The sequence below is a fragment of the Streptomyces sp. JH14 genome (assembly GCF_029428675.1).
In the GTDB taxonomy this organism is placed as follows: Bacteria; Actinomycetota; Actinomycetes; order Streptomycetales; family Streptomycetaceae; genus Streptomyces.
The window spans coordinates 5,299,169-5,314,624 of record NZ_JAJNEL010000001.1 but is presented as its reverse complement, the minus strand read 5'-3'; the positions used below and the strand labels follow the sequence as shown (position 1 = coordinate 5,314,624).

The 15,456-nt window shown below is 69.8% G+C and carries 19 protein-coding genes and 2 pseudogenes; 9 read left to right on the top strand and 12 right to left on the bottom strand.

From position 1 onward, the window contains the following. The first annotated feature begins 1 nt into the window (after position 1). Positions 2 to 217 (top strand): hypothetical protein, encoded by a 216-nt coding sequence (locus LRD69_RS24135; RefSeq protein ID WP_277328625.1) that lies wholly within the window; start codon positions 2 to 4, stop codon positions 215 to 217. Between the two features lie 125 nt (positions 218 to 342). Here the strand turns inward: LRD69_RS24135 and LRD69_RS24130 are convergent, their stop codons facing one another. Continuing rightward, positions 343 to 792: a MerR family transcriptional regulator gene (locus tag LRD69_RS24130; RefSeq protein WP_277328624.1), complete on the bottom strand. Its 450-nt coding sequence runs from the start codon at positions 790 to 792 to the stop codon at positions 343 to 345. A 28-nt stretch (positions 793 to 820) separates the two neighbouring features. Here LRD69_RS24130 and LRD69_RS24125 point away from each other — a divergent pair, with 28 nt between their 5' ends. Then, positions 821 to 1,585 (top strand): methyltransferase domain-containing protein, encoded by a 765-nt coding sequence (locus LRD69_RS24125; protein WP_277328623.1) that lies wholly within the window; start codon positions 821 to 823, stop codon positions 1,583 to 1,585. Between the two features lie 78 nt (positions 1,586 to 1,663). On the opposite strand, the gene LRD69_RS24120 is transcribed toward LRD69_RS24125, so the two are convergent. Both LRD69_RS24120 and LRD69_RS24115 read right to left on the bottom strand, forming a co-directional pair. After that, positions 1,664 to 2,587: a hypothetical protein gene (locus LRD69_RS24120; RefSeq protein WP_277328622.1), complete on the bottom strand. Its 924-nt coding sequence runs from the start codon at positions 2,585 to 2,587 to the stop codon at positions 1,664 to 1,666. Positions 2,588 to 2,698: 111 nt separating this feature from the next. After that, on the bottom strand, positions 2,699 to 3,160 hold the full coding sequence (locus LRD69_RS24115; RefSeq protein ID WP_277328621.1) for a hypothetical protein: 462 nt from the start codon (positions 3,158 to 3,160) through the stop codon (positions 2,699 to 2,701). A gap of 197 nt (positions 3,161 to 3,357) precedes the next feature. On the opposite strand from LRD69_RS24115, the gene LRD69_RS24110 reads away from it, so the two are divergent. Continuing rightward, positions 3,358 to 3,879: a DUF4396 domain-containing protein gene (locus LRD69_RS24110; RefSeq protein ID WP_277328620.1), complete on the top strand. Its 522-nt coding sequence runs from the start codon at positions 3,358 to 3,360 to the stop codon at positions 3,877 to 3,879. A gap of 336 nt (positions 3,880 to 4,215) precedes the next feature. On the opposite strand, the gene LRD69_RS24105 is transcribed toward LRD69_RS24110, so the two are convergent. The 3 genes from LRD69_RS24105 to LRD69_RS24095 all read right to left on the bottom strand — a co-directional run bounded on the left by LRD69_RS24105 (position 4,216) and on the right by LRD69_RS24095 (position 5,452). Beyond that, entirely contained in the window at positions 4,216 to 4,695 is a 480-nt protein-coding gene (locus LRD69_RS24105) for a hypothetical protein (RefSeq protein WP_277328619.1), read from the bottom strand. A gap of 136 nt (positions 4,696 to 4,831) precedes the next feature. Next, positions 4,832 to 5,002: a hypothetical protein gene (locus LRD69_RS24100; protein ID WP_277328618.1), complete on the bottom strand. Its 171-nt coding sequence runs from the start codon at positions 5,000 to 5,002 to the stop codon at positions 4,832 to 4,834. Between the two features lie 93 nt (positions 5,003 to 5,095). Next, positions 5,096 to 5,452 (bottom strand): PRC-barrel domain-containing protein, encoded by a 357-nt coding sequence (locus LRD69_RS24095; RefSeq protein ID WP_277328617.1) that lies wholly within the window; start codon positions 5,450 to 5,452, stop codon positions 5,096 to 5,098. A gap of 544 nt (positions 5,453 to 5,996) precedes the next feature. Here LRD69_RS24095 and LRD69_RS24090 point away from each other — a divergent pair. The 4 genes from LRD69_RS24090 to LRD69_RS24075 are packed head-to-tail and all read left to right on the top strand — an operon-like array spanning position 5,997 to position 8,915. Then, a complete protein-coding gene (locus LRD69_RS24090; protein ID WP_277328616.1) occupies positions 5,997 to 7,124 on the top strand; it encodes an FtsX-like permease family protein in 1,128 nt (375 codons plus the stop codon). Next, complete coding sequence (locus tag LRD69_RS24085) at positions 7,121 to 7,837, top strand: ABC transporter ATP-binding protein (RefSeq protein ID WP_277328615.1); 717 nt, start codon at positions 7,121 to 7,123, stop codon at positions 7,835 to 7,837. Before LRD69_RS24090 ends, LRD69_RS24085 begins: the two co-directional genes overlap by 4 nt. Before the next feature lie 60 nt (positions 7,838 to 7,897). Then, a complete protein-coding gene (locus LRD69_RS24080; protein ID WP_277328614.1) occupies positions 7,898 to 8,509 on the top strand; it encodes a TetR/AcrR family transcriptional regulator in 612 nt (203 codons plus the stop codon). Between the two features lie 49 nt (positions 8,510 to 8,558). Beyond that, on the top strand, positions 8,559 to 8,915 hold the full coding sequence (locus tag LRD69_RS24075; protein WP_277328613.1) for a hypothetical protein: 357 nt from the start codon (positions 8,559 to 8,561) through the stop codon (positions 8,913 to 8,915). A 234-nt stretch (positions 8,916 to 9,149) separates the two neighbouring features. Here LRD69_RS24075 and LRD69_RS24070 read toward each other — a convergent pair whose 3' ends face one another. Continuing rightward, complete coding sequence (locus LRD69_RS24070; protein WP_277328612.1) at positions 9,150 to 9,344, bottom strand: hypothetical protein; 195 nt, start codon at positions 9,342 to 9,344, stop codon at positions 9,150 to 9,152. Positions 9,345 to 9,473: 129 nt separating this feature from the next. On the opposite strand from LRD69_RS24070, the pseudogene LRD69_RS24065 reads away from it, so the two are divergent. Then, positions 9,474 to 9,704, top strand: a pseudogene (locus tag LRD69_RS24065) (site-specific integrase); the annotation flags it as partial. Positions 9,705 to 9,920: 216 nt separating this feature from the next. Here the strand turns inward: LRD69_RS24065 and LRD69_RS24060 are convergent. The 5 genes from LRD69_RS24060 to rpsB form a co-directional block, all read right to left on the bottom strand. After that, positions 9,921 to 11,003 carry a phosphatidate cytidylyltransferase gene (locus LRD69_RS24060; protein ID WP_277328611.1) on the bottom strand — a complete coding sequence of 361 codons (1,083 nt, stop codon included), beginning with the start codon at positions 11,001 to 11,003 and terminating at the stop codon, positions 9,921 to 9,923. Then, the gene (gene frr / locus LRD69_RS24055) at positions 11,003 to 11,560 is read right to left on the bottom strand and encodes a ribosome recycling factor (RefSeq protein WP_277328610.1); all 558 of its coding nucleotides are present in this window, start codon (positions 11,558 to 11,560) and stop codon (positions 11,003 to 11,005) included. Before frr ends, LRD69_RS24060 begins: the two co-directional genes overlap by 1 nt. 184 nt (positions 11,561 to 11,744) lie before the next feature. Continuing rightward, positions 11,745 to 12,521, bottom strand: a complete 777-nt coding sequence (pyrH, locus tag LRD69_RS24050; RefSeq protein ID WP_277328609.1) for a UMP kinase — start codon at positions 12,519 to 12,521, stop codon at positions 11,745 to 11,747. A gap of 159 nt (positions 12,522 to 12,680) precedes the next feature. Continuing rightward, positions 12,681 to 13,517, bottom strand: coding sequence for a translation elongation factor Ts (tsf, locus tag LRD69_RS24045; RefSeq protein ID WP_277328608.1), 837 nt, complete (start codon positions 13,515 to 13,517; stop codon positions 12,681 to 12,683). Between the two features lie 102 nt (positions 13,518 to 13,619). Then, the gene (gene rpsB, locus LRD69_RS24040; protein WP_277328607.1) at positions 13,620 to 14,522 is read right to left on the bottom strand and encodes a 30S ribosomal protein S2; all 903 of its coding nucleotides are present in this window, start codon (positions 14,520 to 14,522) and stop codon (positions 13,620 to 13,622) included. Positions 14,523 to 14,800: 278 nt separating this feature from the next. Here rpsB and LRD69_RS24035 point away from each other — a divergent pair. After that, positions 14,801 to 15,394 (top strand): annotated as a pseudogene (locus LRD69_RS24035) (M23 family metallopeptidase); the annotation flags it as partial. Positions 15,395 to 15,456 lie beyond the last annotated feature (62 nt).

Here is a 15,456-nt window from a genome sequence, read left to right as displayed (position 1 = left end):
CATGAGCGAAGCACCCATTGTCATTCACCGCCCAGCCGGAACGGGTGGCCGTCGGGTGACGATCCGCGCCCAGGTCGCGGGCCTCGCCCGCAGCGACGACGACGTGATCGAGTTCCTGCGCCGCGCGGGCCTCCCCGACGCCGGGGACGTACTCGACGACCCACGATGGGTGCAATGGCAGGGCGGCCGCCCGCACGAGTACGGCGCATCCAAATAAGGCAGCGTTCCACTGTCCTTGCCGTGGCGCGGCCACGCACGCCGATGTCATCCGGCAGCCGGGTGTCAGGAAGTTCGGCCGGCTGCCTGTCGGCGCAGGTCACCGGGCAGCTCTGGAGTGCCGGATCAGGCAGGGCTTCCCGCGGCGTCCGTGCCGATGCGATCCGCCACCGCCTGTTGGAAATGGGCGCACTGGGAGAAGTCGTCGTGTTCGCAGCCGAGGGCGCACTCGATGACTGTGAGGGATGCCTGCGCGGCCGCGATGCGGCAGCGGAGCGCCTCGGCTTCCTCGCTCAGGATGTCCCTGCGCTTGGCGGGGTCCCCGGTGGCGACCAGGGAGCGGATGGTTTCGAGGGAGAGCCCTGCCTCCTTGGCGCGCAGGATCACGGCGACGCGTGTGAGGTCGGCGGCCCGGTAGTGGCGGCGGCCGGCTGCGTCGCGGGCGGGCGTGAGCAGTCCCATCGCCTCCCAGTGGCGCAGGACGTGCGTGGCCAGACCGAAGCGCTCGGCGAGAGCTCCGATGCTCATCGTCTGGCGCTCGCCGTCAGCCGGCGCCTTGTGCTTGCTTGACTTCATGCCGACATTAAGTCGGAGCCTGGCGCTCATGACCAACGAAACGACGCGTCAATTGACGGACGACCTCATCGCGCTGCTCGACACCGCCGACCGGCTGCCAGGAGCCGGCGAACTTCGGGCCCGGTCCCACGGCTTGCTCAGCGCCGGGCCCGGAATGGCGGCGGTGGACGTGGGCTGCGGCGCCGGACGGGCCGTGGCGGAGCTGGCCGAGCGGGGTGTAAAGGCCGTCGGCGTGGACCGGAGCGAGCAGGTGATCGCCGTCGCCCGCAGCCGGTGGCCCGAGGCGGACTTCCGGGTTGCGGGGGCATACGAGCTGCCGCTGGCGGACTGCGCGGTGGACGCCTACCGCGCCGACAAGCTGTTCCACGAACTGGCCGAGCCGGAGCGGGCGCTGGCGGAGGCCCGAAGGGTTCTCACGCCCGGAGGGCGGATCGCACTGATCGGCCAGGACTGGGACACCCTCGTCGTCGACTCCGACGAGCCGGCCCTCACCCGCACCCTCGTGCACGCCCGCGCCGACCTGACCGCAGGCCCGCGCGCCGCCCGCCGGTACCGCAACCTGCTCCTCGAGGCCGGCTTCGTCGACGTGACGGTCGAGGTGCACACCGGGGTGTTCACCGGAGCGGCGATGTTGCCCTTGCTCACCGGACTGGCAGAGGGAGCCCGCTCCACCGGCGCCATCACGCACGAGCAGACGGAGCGCTGGGTCGCAGATCAGCAGGCGCGGGCCGAGGCCGACCGGCTCTTCCTGGCGTTGCCGATGTTCCTGGCCGCGGCGACCACACCACGGTGAGACGACGGCTGTGCCGCCCAGGCGCGTGCCGCCGGCCGTACGGGGTCCTGGGACCGTTCGCGGCCGGCGGCACGTCGGTCAGCCGACGTTCAGGGTCAGGGCGGCGGTGTGGAGGCTGCCGCCGGTCTGGAACTGCAGGAACAGCCGCCAGTTGCCGGGCTTGGCCAGCATGGCCTGGAAGTCCAGGTCCGGCCCGCCGTCGGCCCCGGTGACCTTCGTTTCCGGGTGCAGGTGCGCGAACGCCTCGTCGCCCTCGTGGAAGGCGGTCAGGTGGGCGTAGGTGTCCAGGTAGGGCTGCAGGTCGGTGACCGGGGTGCCGTCCTTGCTGATGCTGACGGTCAGGGGGTGGGCCATGCCGGACATGGGCTGGCCCTTGACGTTGACGGTGTAGCCGTCGGTCTCGGTGGTGGCGGCGGCCGCGGGCAGCGGGGTGTCCTTGGCGGTGCCGGGGACGGTGACGGTGCGGCTGAGGACGAAGCCTGTGCCCTTGCCGCTGCCGGTCTCCGGGGTGAAGGAGGCGTACGCCCGCCAGGTCCCCGGCGTCAGGGCGGTCAGGTCGGCGGTCCAGGTGCCGTCGGCGGTCATGGTGGGGTGCACATGCTGGAAGCCGGTCAGGTCGGAGCGGATGGCGTAGAAGTGCATGCGCTTGGTCTGGTCGACGGCGAAGGAGGTGACCGGCTTGCCGTCCGGGCCGGTGATCCTGAACGTGTAGGCGGGGTCCTTGCCGGCCCGCAGCTCGGCGGCGGTGGAGGTCAGCGTGTAGCCGTCCTTGGTGTCGGTCAGGCCGTCGCCCATGCCGGCGTGGTCCATGCCAGGCATCGAGTGGTGGTCCGTGCCGGGCACGCTGCCAGTCGAGGAAGCGGTGGAGGGGTGGGTGCCGTGGTCCATGCCGGGCATGGAGGAGTCGCTGGAGCCGCAGGCGGCCAGGGCCGCCGCGAGGACGGCGGCGGTGCCGGCCGCGACGAGGGACCGGCGCAGGGCGGAAGGTGCGAAAGCGGACATGAGGCGGGGTTCTTTCCGTGCGGCGCACCACGACCGGTGGCGCGCGAAAGGTGACAGGTCGCGTCGACCCGGAGACCTCGGTGAAGGACCGGGGTTCGGGTCAGGGACCTGTCACGTCCGCGCAATGCACACGTTCAGCAGGAGTGGCCGCCCGCCCGGGGGGCCACGGCGCCCGGTCCGGCCCAGGGTCCACCCCGCGTGGAGCGACCCTGCCGCGAGGAGGGTGATGGCGATGGCCAGGACGAGGGCTCCCGCGGGCAGCGGGATCTGAACGCGCGGGGCGGTCGACACGCAGGAGGTGCCGTGGACCCCTGCTGCGGAGTCGGCCACGGCCGGCTCCTTGGGTGCGGCCGCCTCGAAGTGATGCACAACGGCGGTGTCGGCGGCCGCCGCGGCCGATCCGGAACCGGTGTGTGCGGCGTGCTCAGCAGATGGTGCAGCCGCTGCCGTCATGCCCTCGTGGCAGCCCCCGGCGGCTGAGGCCGGAGCGCCGTGCATCAGGAACAGTCCGAGCAGGGCCACGCAGACCGCGATGAGCCGGGCCGTGCCCGCTCTCCGGTGTCCGCTGCCCATGTGCCGGGCTCCTTTCCCGTCGACGTGACCTGCCCCGGGTACCAGACGATACCCGGGGCAGGTCACGAGCACCTGCGCCATGAAGGCTGGCCACCGCTCCGGGTCACCAACATTGAAGTATACCCCCATGGGGTATATGTTGAGGGGGTGGGAGACCGCAGAGGGCCTCGCATGAGACGCAATGGGGGATGAGGATCATGGACCACACCGGACACCACCACAGTGCCGCGCACGAGCACGCCGCCCACCACGGTGCGGACCACGCAGGTCATGGCGGACACGGCGGGGCGTCGTGGCCGATGGCGGCGAAGGCGACTCTGCACTGCCTGACCGGCTGCGCGATCGGCGAGATCCTCGGCATGGCGATCGGCACCGCCCTGGCGTGGGGCAACGCCCCCACCATGGTTCTCGCGATCACGCTGGCGTTCGTCTTCGGCTACTCGTTCACCCTGTTCGCGGTCCGCCGCGCCGGCCTGGACTTCAAGAGCGCGGTCAAGGTCGCGCTGGCCGCCGACACCCTCTCGATCGCCGTGATGGAGCTGGTCGACAACGGCATCATCGCCCTGGTCCCCGGCGCGATGGACGCCCACCTCGACGAGGGCCTGTTCTGGGGCGCTCTGCTCGGCGGCTTCGCGATCGCGTTCCTGGTCACCACCCCGGTCAACAAGTGGATGATCGGCCGCGGCAAGGGCCACGCCGTCGTCCACGCCTACCACTGACCGCGGGCATCCACGCGGGAAAGGGGCGCCCTCCGGGGCGCCCCTTCGCATGGTTGCCATCGCCGCCCGCCGGCCACACGCTGAAAGCGCGGGGGCCATCGTGCGCGACGTCGGTCAACATCTGCTTTGTAAGTTCGACCGCGCCGTCTGCTCACCTGGGTGCCGAACGCAGCACGGTGCAGTGCGTACCCCGGGCTCCGATCAAGGTCGCTCAGGTATGCCGACGTTGCCGTCAGAGACTGCCGTCATTCGACGGGTAGATGGCCCGCGTGACGTACAAACGGCAGGGCGCACACGCGCGCGGCAGGCGACATCGATTCGCTGAGGCCGGCGGATTTACAGCGGGCTCCGTGCACCTGCTGCGGCCTGCGAGACTCCTCGGTCCTGGTGCTGCGGGGGGACACCTGGGGGGAAAACGGCAGCCATTGCTCGCGCGGCGGCCTCTCTCGCTCGCCTGACCAGACATCTATCGCTCGCCCCGGGCCGGTATCCCACCGGTGCGCGGATCCGGTCGCTCGCCGGTAACTCAGCGTGGCTGCTCGGCCGGACCTCCACGATGGCGTCGGCGTCCTCCCAGTCGCCCTCCTCGTCGCGCCAGAGGTAGACCCGCACGTGTTTCGCCCGGTGCAGGCCGTGCATCTTCCACTCGGTCATCAGGTCGACCACGATGAGGGAGAGGGCGTACTGGGGGCCCTCGCTCGAATCGTCGGCGGTGATCGTGCCCCGCCACCGTTCCGGGTCGCTGCCGTAGGGGCGCCATCCCTCCGAGCCGTGCGGCTCGAACACCCGGTACACCCAGTCCGTCTCGATGCCCATAGCGCCGATCCTGTCACTGCACGGAGCACCATGCGCCGCATCGGATCCACCCCCGCCTACAACGACTGCCCCGACGTCTTTGAGCTGCTCGCTTCGCCGTTTCTCGCCCGTACTGGGTCGCCGACCAGCGGTGGCATCACCGGACGAAGTGTCGATGGGAGCGCCGGGACCGGCGCATACCGAACAGGACCAGGTCTGCCACGAAGACCACGATGCCGATGATCAGGAGGTAGAACAGCCCGTCCGCCACCGCGCCGATGATTCCCAGGACGATGGCCACGAGGATCAGGAACAGGAAAAGCGCCATGGCGAGCACATCCTCGAGCTTCTGCTGCGGGCAATGAGCCCCGCTGTGACCAGAGATTTGGTCAGGCTTCGGCGCTCTTGCGACGGAGGCTGGTCAGCGGCGTGCGAGGCGGCGCCCGCTCCCAGTACCGCGCTCGTAAGGCCTCTCGTAGTGTTTGAAGACTTCTTCTTCCCGCTCGACCGGCAGGACGTCATCCATGCCCATGGACGGCGCCTTCCTCACCAGCCCTCTCCCGTGCGCCACCTTCACGTACCCGGGGCCCAGCGTTGCCTCGTCGAGGGGCACGAAGACCAGTCGGTGCCGAGTCGGCAGTCCGGTACGGACGGTGGCCATGGTCGGCGCGTCGGTGGTGGTGTCCACGTAGACCGCTTCCAGGGCTCCGATCTTGCGTCCCTTGGGATCGATCACGTCCCGGTTGCGCCACTCGCGGATATCGGCTGAATGGATCATGCCTTGCTCCTTGCGGCCCGCGCCTCCCGCAGGCACTGCATCCGATCGGAGGGGTGGCTACGCGAGGTTTACCACGTCCTCATCGTACTCTGACCGCTGGTGCATGCTGTCGAAAACGCCAGGTCGCAGGCCGTCGCCTCCCCGCCAACCCACCACTCACCCAGCTCCCATCCCGGTGCCGGTCGATCCTCCGCGGAGGCATTGGCTTTGACCGTTACCGCGTTGCGCGGGCTTCCCTTCCTCCGCCTGGACTGCCGTCGGCCCGTGGACCGGACCGGCGTCGACGGATCGCCGTGCGGCTCCCGGGCTTCTGCACGTCATGGGGTGGAGGGCTCTGGAACGAGCGTGCGGGACAGCGGGCCGGCGGCGACTTGGTCCCGTCCGCCCTCGTGGGCGATCACGTAGCTGACTCACCACTGCAACGTGCCGACAGGCGTGTCGGCAACATTCGATAAGATGCCGACACGTGAGTCGTCAACTTTAGGTAAAGAGCTGACGTGCTCGGTCGTCATGCCCCCATCACCTTCATCGCTCGGAGAGTTCCGTGTTCCTCGCCCTACGCGATCTGCGCTTCGCCCGCGGTCGTTTCGCCCTGATGGGTGCGGTCGTCGCGCTCATCGCCGTGCTCGGCGTCCTGCTGTCCGGACTGGCCTCCGGTCTGGCGGATGCCGGCATATCCGGTCTGCGCGCGCTGCCCGTGACCCATATGGCCTTCGACGAGAAGGCGACCAGCGAGCAGTTCTCCCGCTCGACTGTGGAAGAGGAGGACTGGCAGGCGTGGTCCAAGGCCCCGGGCGTGGAGCGCGCGGAGCCGTTCGGGAACACCCTGGTCAACGCCCAGGTGACCCAGGGCGCCAAGAAGGGCGAGCAGGTAAACCTCGCCGTCTTCGGCATGGCACCGGACTCCGCTCTGACCCCGAAGCCCAGCGAGGGCGAGGGCCTCAAAGAGGGCGGCGCGGGCATCGTGATCACCCGGGAAATCGCTGATCTGGGCGTGCAGGTCGGCGACGTCCTGACCGCGGACCGGAGCGGGGTGCGGCTGAAGGTCGTGGGACTGGTCGACGAGACCGTCTCCTACGGCCACATCGGCGTCGTCTACGCAGACCTCGACACGTGGCGCCACCTGCACTACGGCCTGCCCGGCGACCTGCCCGAGGCCGCGAGCCGGCAGGCCACAGCCGTCGCCCTGACCCTGAAGCCGGGCGCCGACGTCGCCGCGGTGGAAAGGGCGACCGGGACCCTCGCCGAAACCAAGGAGGCCACGTTCGACGCGTCCCCCGGCTACGAGGCCGAGTCGAGCACCATGGCCCTGATCAAGGGATTCCTGTACGTCATCTCCGCCCTGGTCGTCGGCGCGTTCTTCACCGTCTGGACCGTCCAGCGCAAGCCCGAGATCGCCCTGATGAAGGCACTGGGCGCCCCCACCGGATACATCCTGCGCGACGCGCTCGCCCAGGTCGTCGCCGTGCTCGTCGGCGCCACGGCCCTCGGCACCGCCGTAGGCCTGGCCCTGGGCAGCGCGATGATCGGCAAGGCCCCCTTCTCCCTCTCCGCCCCGGCCATCGCCACCTCCTCCGGCCTCCTCATCGCCCTCGGAACCGTGGGCGCCGTCGTCGCCGTCCGCCGCATCACCGCCGTCGACCCCCTGACCGCTCTGGGAGCCACCCGATGACCACGACCTCCACCGACCACCAGGCCGCCGCGGACACCACGGGCCCTGGCGGACTGCGCCTGGACGACGTCACCCTCACCCTGGGGGACGGCGACGCCGCCGTCACTGCCCTCGACCACGTCAGCCTGAGCGTCGCCCCCGGCGAGTTCGTTGCCGTCGTCGGCCCCTCCGGATCCGGCAAGTCCAGCCTCCTCGCCGTCGCCGGCGGCCTCCAGCGCCCCACCTCCGGCAGCGTCCGGATCGCCGGCACCGAGCTGACCACCCTGCCGGACAAGCAGCGCACCGCCGCCCGGCGTCGCCACATCGGCTTCGTCTTCCAGCAGTCGAACCTGCTGGCCTCTCTCACGGTCCTGGAACAGCTCCTGCTGCCCCTGCACATCGGCGGCCGCCTCGACGCCGCAGCCCGCGCCCGGGCCGCCGAACTCATCGAGGTCGTCGGACTCACCCACCGCACCGCCTCCCGGCCCCACCAGCTCTCCGGAGGAGAACGCCAGCGCGCGGGCCTGGCCCGGGCCCTGATGACCTCCCCCGCCGTCCTGCTCGTGGACGAACCCACCTCCGCGCTGGACCGGGTCCGCTCCGCCGAGGCGGTACGGCTGATCGCCGAACAGACCCACGAGCGCGGGACGGCCACGGTCATGGTCACTCACGACACGGCGATAATGGACGCTGCCGACCGGGTGTACGAGATGGTCGACGGCCGCCTGTCCTGACCGGCGCCGCAACCCGAACCTCGCTCCCGGCCCCGTCCGCCACCCAGGAGTCCGCCCCGCATGCCGAAGATCAACGCCTCCACCGTCGCCGAGCACCGCGCCCAGCAACGCGAGGCGCTGATCGAGGCAGCGATCGACATCCTGGTCAACGAGGGCGCCACCGCCGTCACACCGGCGGCGGTCGGCGCCCGCGCCGGCCTGGCCCGCTCCAGCGTGTACCAGTACTTCGACTCTTCAGCCGCTCTCCTGTCCACCATCACGGAAGAAGCATTCCGGCGCTCCAACGAGGCACTCACCCGCGCCCTGGCCACCGCGAACGGCCCGCTGGAACGCGTCGAAGCCTTCTTCGCGGAGAGTCTCCGCCTCGGCGCCGGAGGCGCACACCGGCCCGCCGCCGCACTCATGAACGCCGGCCTTCCTCCGGCCTGCCAACAACGGCTGATGGAACTCCACCTGGAACAGGTCGAACCCTTCCGCGCCGCCGTCCGGGAGCTCGACACCCCCGAGCCTGCGCTCACGGCCGACCTGATCGCCGGAATGCTCCACACAGCCCTCGCCGCCGTCGAACACGGCACACCCCTCGACACGGTCACCGAACGCACTCTCGCACTCGTGCGCCGCTGCCTCACCCCGACCGGCAGCACGGTTCACAGAGCGAGGGAAGGGCACTGAAGCCCTCGTACCGCCGAAAGCACCTCGGCCGACCGCAGCCCGGCCGCCTGTGGCGGCCCGGCAGGCGCTGGATGAGGAGATCGAGAAGGTTCGCGCGGAGCGTGACGCGCAGGATGCCGAGCAGCGGGAGAAGCAGCAACGGCAGGAGCGGACACTGGCCACCGACGCGGTGAAAAGGCTCAGCCCGTACGCGCACCGGGAGACCGCGCAGTACCTCCATGACGTGCAGCCTTCCCCGGTGGGTACCGTGACCGGGCGGGGTGGCAGGAAGTACCGGCAGGTGGACGGTCAGTGGTGCTGGCTGATGCGCGACGTGAAGCACCGCACGGTCGACGGCATCGGCCCTGTGCGCATGGTGGTCCTGCTGCTGCAGGACGGGCGCTTCGCCCGGGTGCGCCTGGACTGAGGGCCGCAGGAACCGGGGGTGTTCGTCACCTCGGTGGACGCCCACGAGCCGGTCGCCGCCGACTTCGTGGCGGACAAGGGCGCCACCGTTCTGTTGGACGACGGGGTGGATCGTCGAGCTGGAGAAGGACGTGGCCCGGGTTTTCGTCGACTGCGAACGCAGCACGGCGCCGTCGTAGCCGATGACAGGCTGGGCCCCGGACGGTTCCGCTACCGGCCCCGCACCCGACGGCGACTACACCTGTTCCTGGTAGACCCTGATGTCTACGGGCCTGAGTCCTCGGACAACCGTCCAGGCCGCCCGGCTGACCATCTCCTCGGTCCACCGGCCGAGGTCGCCTCCGCCGTCGTGGAAGAACCACGACTCGAAGTGTCCAAGGACCTGCAGCTCGGCGGCATGGGCATACCGGAGTTCACAGTGCACCTGCACGTAATGGTCGTGATCGCCGTCGCTGTCGTTGACTTCGAACTGCCGGGTGAGGTCCAGCGTGAACGTCGCGGGCCCGCGTGGCGCGCGCGTCAGGCAGCTCGGGGCGGATGTGGGGGGTCTCAGGCGACGACGGAGACACAACTCCGACTGCACGCTTTCCCCTACCTCGGGTCGCGGCCGCTCGCTTCCTTCCGGCCGGGCCACATCCGTACATGGACGCGCCAGCTGGAAGACGCCGGATTGGCGTCGTCGTACCGGCGCAGCATCTTCGCAACAGTCTCGGCTGTGCTGACTGCGGCCGTGGACGACACCTTCATGCCCCGGAACCCGTGCCGGTCAAGCTCGGTAAGCGCGCCGAAACCGGGCGGGGGCGCGTCATCCCCTGAACAGTCGACGTCGGCGGCCCTTTTACGGTCCGCGGACGGCCCGGCCGCGCACAGGAACAGTGACCGATTCCACGACGGACCGGCGGTGCACCTCTCGGCACCTTCCGGTACGAGTGAGGGCCCGCCGCCCTGTGGGCAACGGACCCTCACTCGTAAGAACACAGGCCGGAACGGGTGGCGAACCGGCCGCTCAGCCCGATCCGACGAAAAGCACCAGCAGCAGCCACACCACCGGAGCGGTCGGCAGCAGCGAGTCCAGCCGGTCCATGATCCCGCCGTGGCCCGGCAGCAGCGTGCCCATGTCCTTGATCCCGAGATCCCGCTTGATCATGGACTCGCCCAGGTCACCGAGGGTGGCGCTGACGGCGACGGCGAGGCCGAGCAGCAGCCCCTGCCACCAGGTGCCGTCGTCGATCAGGAACTGCATGCAGAGTGCACCGGCGACCATCGCGAAGCTGACGGCCCCGACCAGGCCCTCGCGGGTCTTGCCGGGGCTGATCCGCGGCGCGAGCTTGTGCTTGCCGAAACGCCAGCCGACGGCGTACGCCCCCGTGTCGCTGACCACGGTCAGCAGCAGGAAGGTGAGGACCCGCTGCGGCCCGTCGTCCGCGCTCAGCAGCATCGACACGAAGGTGGCCAGGAAAGGTACGTAGAACACGGCGAAGACGCCGGCCGTGACGTCCTTGAGGTACCCCTCCGGCGGTTCGGCCATCCGCCAGACGAGCACGGCCAGGGCGGTCAGCGCGGTCGCGACCCACGCGCCCTCGGCGCCACGGACATAGCCGGCCACGACCATCGCAGCGCCACCGACCGCAAGCGGTACGAGCGGGGCCTTGATGCCCTTGCGCTCCTCGAGCCGGGAGGTGAGTTCCCAGAGGCCGACGACGACCGCGACGGCTATCACGCCGACGAACACGGCCTTGACGATGAACAGCGAGGCGACGATGACGGCGCCGAGCCCCACACCGACCCCTATGGCGGCTCGCAGATCACGGCCCGCACGTTTCTTCTGCGGGGGCGGCGGGGTGGACATGTGCTCCTGCGGCTTCTCGTCACGGAAAAGGGGGCGGCCGCCCAGGTGGGCGGCTCCCCCGTCCCGGTCGTCACGATCGTCAGCGTCTCTACCTGCGTCGGGAACGTCCGGCACGATGGGCATGGGCCGAGTCTGCTGGGCGTCATGCACATCGTATGCAGGACCCGCCGGAACGGCCTCCCGCTCGGGCGTGACCCAGTTGCGGGCTCCCTGCGGGGCGCCCCAGGAAGAGTCGTTCATCAGACTTCGAGCAGCTCGGCTTCCTTGTGCTTGAGCAGCTCGTCGACCTGCGCGACGTACTTCGCGGTGATGTCGTCGAGCTCCTTCTCGGCGCGACGCACCTCGTCCTCGCCGGACTCCTTGTCCTTGACCAGCTTGTCCAGGGTCTCCTTGGCCTTGCGGCGGACGGCCCGGATCGAGATCTTGGAGTCTTCGGCCTTCGTCTTCGCGACCTTGATGTAGTCGCGGCGACGCTCCTCGGTGAGGTCGGGGAAGTTCACCCGGATGATATTGCCGTCGTTGCTCGGGTTGACGCCGAGGTCGGAGTCGCGGATCGCCTGCTCGATGTTGCGCAGAGCGCTCTTGTCGAAGGGCGTCACCACGGCCATCCGCGGCTCGGGAACCGAGAACGAGGCCAGCTGGTTGATCGGGGTCAGCGCGCCGTAGTAGTCGGCGACGATCTTGTTGAACATCGCCGGGTGCGCACGGCCGGTGCGGATCGCGGCGAAGTCCTCTTTCGCGACCACGACGGCCTTCTCCATCTTCTCCTCGGCCTCGAGGAGGGTTTCTTCGATCACCACGTGCTCCTGCGTGTCTAGAGTGGGCCCGGCGTGCTCTGGCCCGGCGGGTCCTGCGTCGCGTCCTCACCTGCACGGTGTCCGACCGGCAGGCCGTTGTCCATCCTTCGGGGCCGCTCCCGGGGTGTTCCCCCGGTAAGCCCCAGGACCGCCCCGGGATCTCCCGGAACCGTCCTCCCGGTTCTCAGGCCCGGGTGCCCTGGTCGCTCACGAGCGTGCCGATCTTCTCACCCTTGACGGCGCGGGCGATATTGCCGGTCGCGGTGAGCTCGAAGACGAGGATCGGCAGCTGGTTGTCACGGCAGAGCGTGATGGCGGTGGCGTCGGCAACCTTGAGATCGCGGGCGAGCACCTCGCCGTACTCCAGCGCGTCGAACTTCACCGCGTCGGGGTTGGTCTTGGGGTCGGAGTCGTAGACCCCGTCCACACCGTTCTTGCCCATCAGCAGGCCCTCGGCGTCGATCTCCAGGGCGCGCTGGGCGGCAGTGGTGTCGGTGGAGAAGTACGGCATGCCCATACCGGCGCCGAAGATGACGACGCGGCCCTTCTCCAGGTGGCGCACGGCGCGCAGCGGGATGTACGGCTCCGCGACCTGGCCCATCGTGATGGCGGTCTGGACCCGGGAGTCGATGCCCTCCTTCTCCAGGAAGTCCTGGAGGGCGAGGCAGTTCATGACCGTGCCGAGCATGCCCATGTAGTCGGAGCGGGCCCGGTCCATGCCGCGCTGCTGGAGCTCGGCACCGCGGAAGAAGTTGCCGCCGCCGATGACGACGGCGATTTCCGCACCGCCGCGGACGACCGCCGCGATTTCCCGGGCGATGGCGTGCACGACGTCGGGGTCGACCCCGAGGCCGCCGCCGCCGGCGAACGCCTCACCGGACAGCTTCAGCATGAAGCGCCCGGCCACCTTTCCGTCGTCGCGCTTGTGGTCGGTTTTCGCGGCGTCCGCGCCCTTGTTCATGGAATTTCTCCTCGTACACATACGAAGAAGGCCATTGCCGGTGGGTCTGGTGTCCCTCAGCGGCAATGGCCTCCTCGTCAGTTCTGCGGTCGTACGGCGGGTGTGCGGCCGACGACTGCACTAGACCCTATCGGGGTCCACCGTTTTTCGCGGACGGACTCAGATGCCGACCTTGATGCGCGAGAAGCGCTGCAGGCTGACACCGGCCTCGTCCAGGACCTTCTGGACGGACTTCTTGTTGTCCTTGGCGAAGGCCTGCTCGAGGACGACGACGTCCTTGAAGAAGCCGTTGACGCGACCCTCGACGATCTTCGGAAGGGCGGCCTCGGGCTTGCCCTCCTCGCGGGAGGTGGCCTCGGCGACCCGACGCTCGTTCTCGACCGTCTCGGCCGGGACCTCGTCGCGGTTGAGGTACTTCGGGGCGAAGGCGGCGATGTGCTGCGCGACGTCCTTGGCGACCTCGGCGTTCTCCTTGTCCAGCTCGACGAGCACGCCGACCTGCGGCGGGAGGTCGGGCATGGTGCGGTGCATGTACGCAGCCACGTAACCGCCGGTGAACTGCGCGAAGCGGTCCAGGACGATCTTCTCGCCGAGGTTGGCGTTGGCCTCGTCGACGTACGCCTGGACGGTCTTGCCGGCCTCGATCTCGGAGGAGAGCAGCGCAGCCAGGTCGGCCGGCGAGGTCGCGGCCACGTGGGCGGCGAGCGCGTCGGCGACGGCGAGGAACTTCTCGCCCTTGGCGACGAAGTCGGTCTCGCACTTGAGCTCGAGCAGGACGCCGGAGGTCTTGTCCTCGGAGATGAGGGAGACGACGGCACCGTTCTCGGCAGAACGGCCCTCGCGCTTGGCGACGCCCTTCTGACCCTTGATACGGAGAGCCTCGACGGCCTTGTCGACGTTGCCGTCGGCCTCGTCGAGCGCCTTCTTGCAGTCCATCATGCCGGCGCCGGTGAGCTCACGGAGCTTCTTGACGTCCGCGGCGGTGTAGTTCGCCATGAGTCTGTGTTTCTCTCTCGAAGTCTGAAAGATCTACGGGTGAACGGCGGGGGCGGTGCTTGTGGCACCGGCCCCCGCCGTCAGTCAGCCGTGACGGAGTGGTCAGGCCTGCTCGGCGTCCGCGGCCGGAGCCTCGGCAGCAGCCTCGGCGGTAGCCTCGGCGTCCGCGACCTTCTCGGTCTCGGCGGAGGTCTGCACCTCGGCAGCACCCTCGGCGTCCGCCTTCTTGTCGCCCTCGAGCAGGTCGCGCTCCCACTCGGCGAGCGGCTCGCCGGCGGCCTTCTCGCCCGGCTTCGAGTCGCCGGTCGCGGCGCCGGAACGGGCGATGAGGCCCTCGGCGACGGCGTCGGCGATCACGCGGGTGAGCAGGGTGACGGAGCGGATCGCGTCGTCGTTGCCCGGGATCTTGTAGTCGACCTCGTCGGGGTCGCAGTTGGTGTCGAGGATCGCGACGACCGGGATGTGGAGCTTGCGCGCCTCACCGACGGCGATGTGCTCCTTCTTGGTGTCGACGATCCAGACGGCGCTGGGCACCTTCTGCATCTCGCGGATACCACCGAGGGTCTTCTCCAGCTTGGCCTTCTCGCGGGAGAGGACCAGGAGCTCCTTCTTGGTGAGGCCGGAGGCGGCCACGTCCTCGAAGTCGATCTGCTCCAGCTCCTTCAGACGCTGAAGGCGCTTGTAGACGGTGGAGAAGTTGGTGAGCATGCCACCGAGCCAACGCTGGTTGACGTACGGCATGCCGACGCGCGTCGCCTGCTCGGCGATGGCCTCCTGGGCCTGCTTCTTCGTACCCACGAACATGATGGAGCCGCCGTGCGCGACGGTCTCCTTGACGAACTCGTAGGCGCGGTCGATGTACGACAGCGACTGGAGCAGGTCGATGATGTAGATGCCGTTGCGCTCGGTGAAGATGAAGCGCTTCATCTTCGGGTTCCAGCGACGGGTCTGGTGACCGAAGTGGACGCCGCTTTCCAGCAGCTCCCGCATCGTGACGACGGCCATGGCCGTACTCCTTGAGGTACTCGGTTGTCGCGACCGCAGGATTGCTGTCGCGCCTGACGCCCCGACGCGCCGTGCCACAAGGGACCGAGGAGCGCGGCCACCGTCCGCAGAGAGGGAGGTGGCGGGGCGTGCGAAGTCGACCCGGTGACCCGGATCGCCACAAGAAGTGTACGGGACCCGTCGGGTGCCGGGTGACGGCGATGTCCACAACCGGCGAGTAGTCCACAGATCCGGTCCATGATCCCTGCGGATCCGGCGGGTGCGGGACGGTTCCGTCCATGCGATACACACCTGATCCGGCCGCTGTCCGGCGCCGTGCGCGGCCCCGTCGCCTCCGGGCGCCGGCCGTGCTCACGGCGATGCTCCTGGCCGCGCTCGGGGTGCTGTGCGGTGCGCGCGTCGCGGCCGCCGACTCCGTGCCGGACGGCGGGCGTGCGTGGCCTGTCGAGGGCCGCCCCGTGGTCGTGCGCGGGTGGGAGCCGCCGGCCAGTGCCTACGGGCGGGGGCACCGCGGCGTCGATCTCGCCGCCCGGCCCGGCGCCCGGGTGCGCGCCGCCGCCTCCGGGCGAGTCCTGTTCGCTGGGCGCGTCGCGGGACGCGGGGTGGTCACGGTCGACGTGGCGGGCACGGGTGATCCGCCGCTGCGCACCACCTACGAGCCGGTGCGCGCGCTGGTCGCGCAGGGCGACGAGGTGGTCGCGGGTCAGGTGGTCGCGGTTCTGGAGGCCGGGCCGTTCCACTGTGCGTCCGGGTGTCTGCACTGGGGACTGCGGCGCGCGGACGCCTATCTGGACCCGCTGTCCCTGCTGCCGCCGTCACTGCTCCGACGGGGTCCGTCCCGCCTGCTGCCGGTGTTCGGCGTACCGGAACCGCGGCCGGACGCACCCGGCGCCCTCGGGTACGCCGCCCCGGCCGTGCTGCTCGTCGCGGCGGG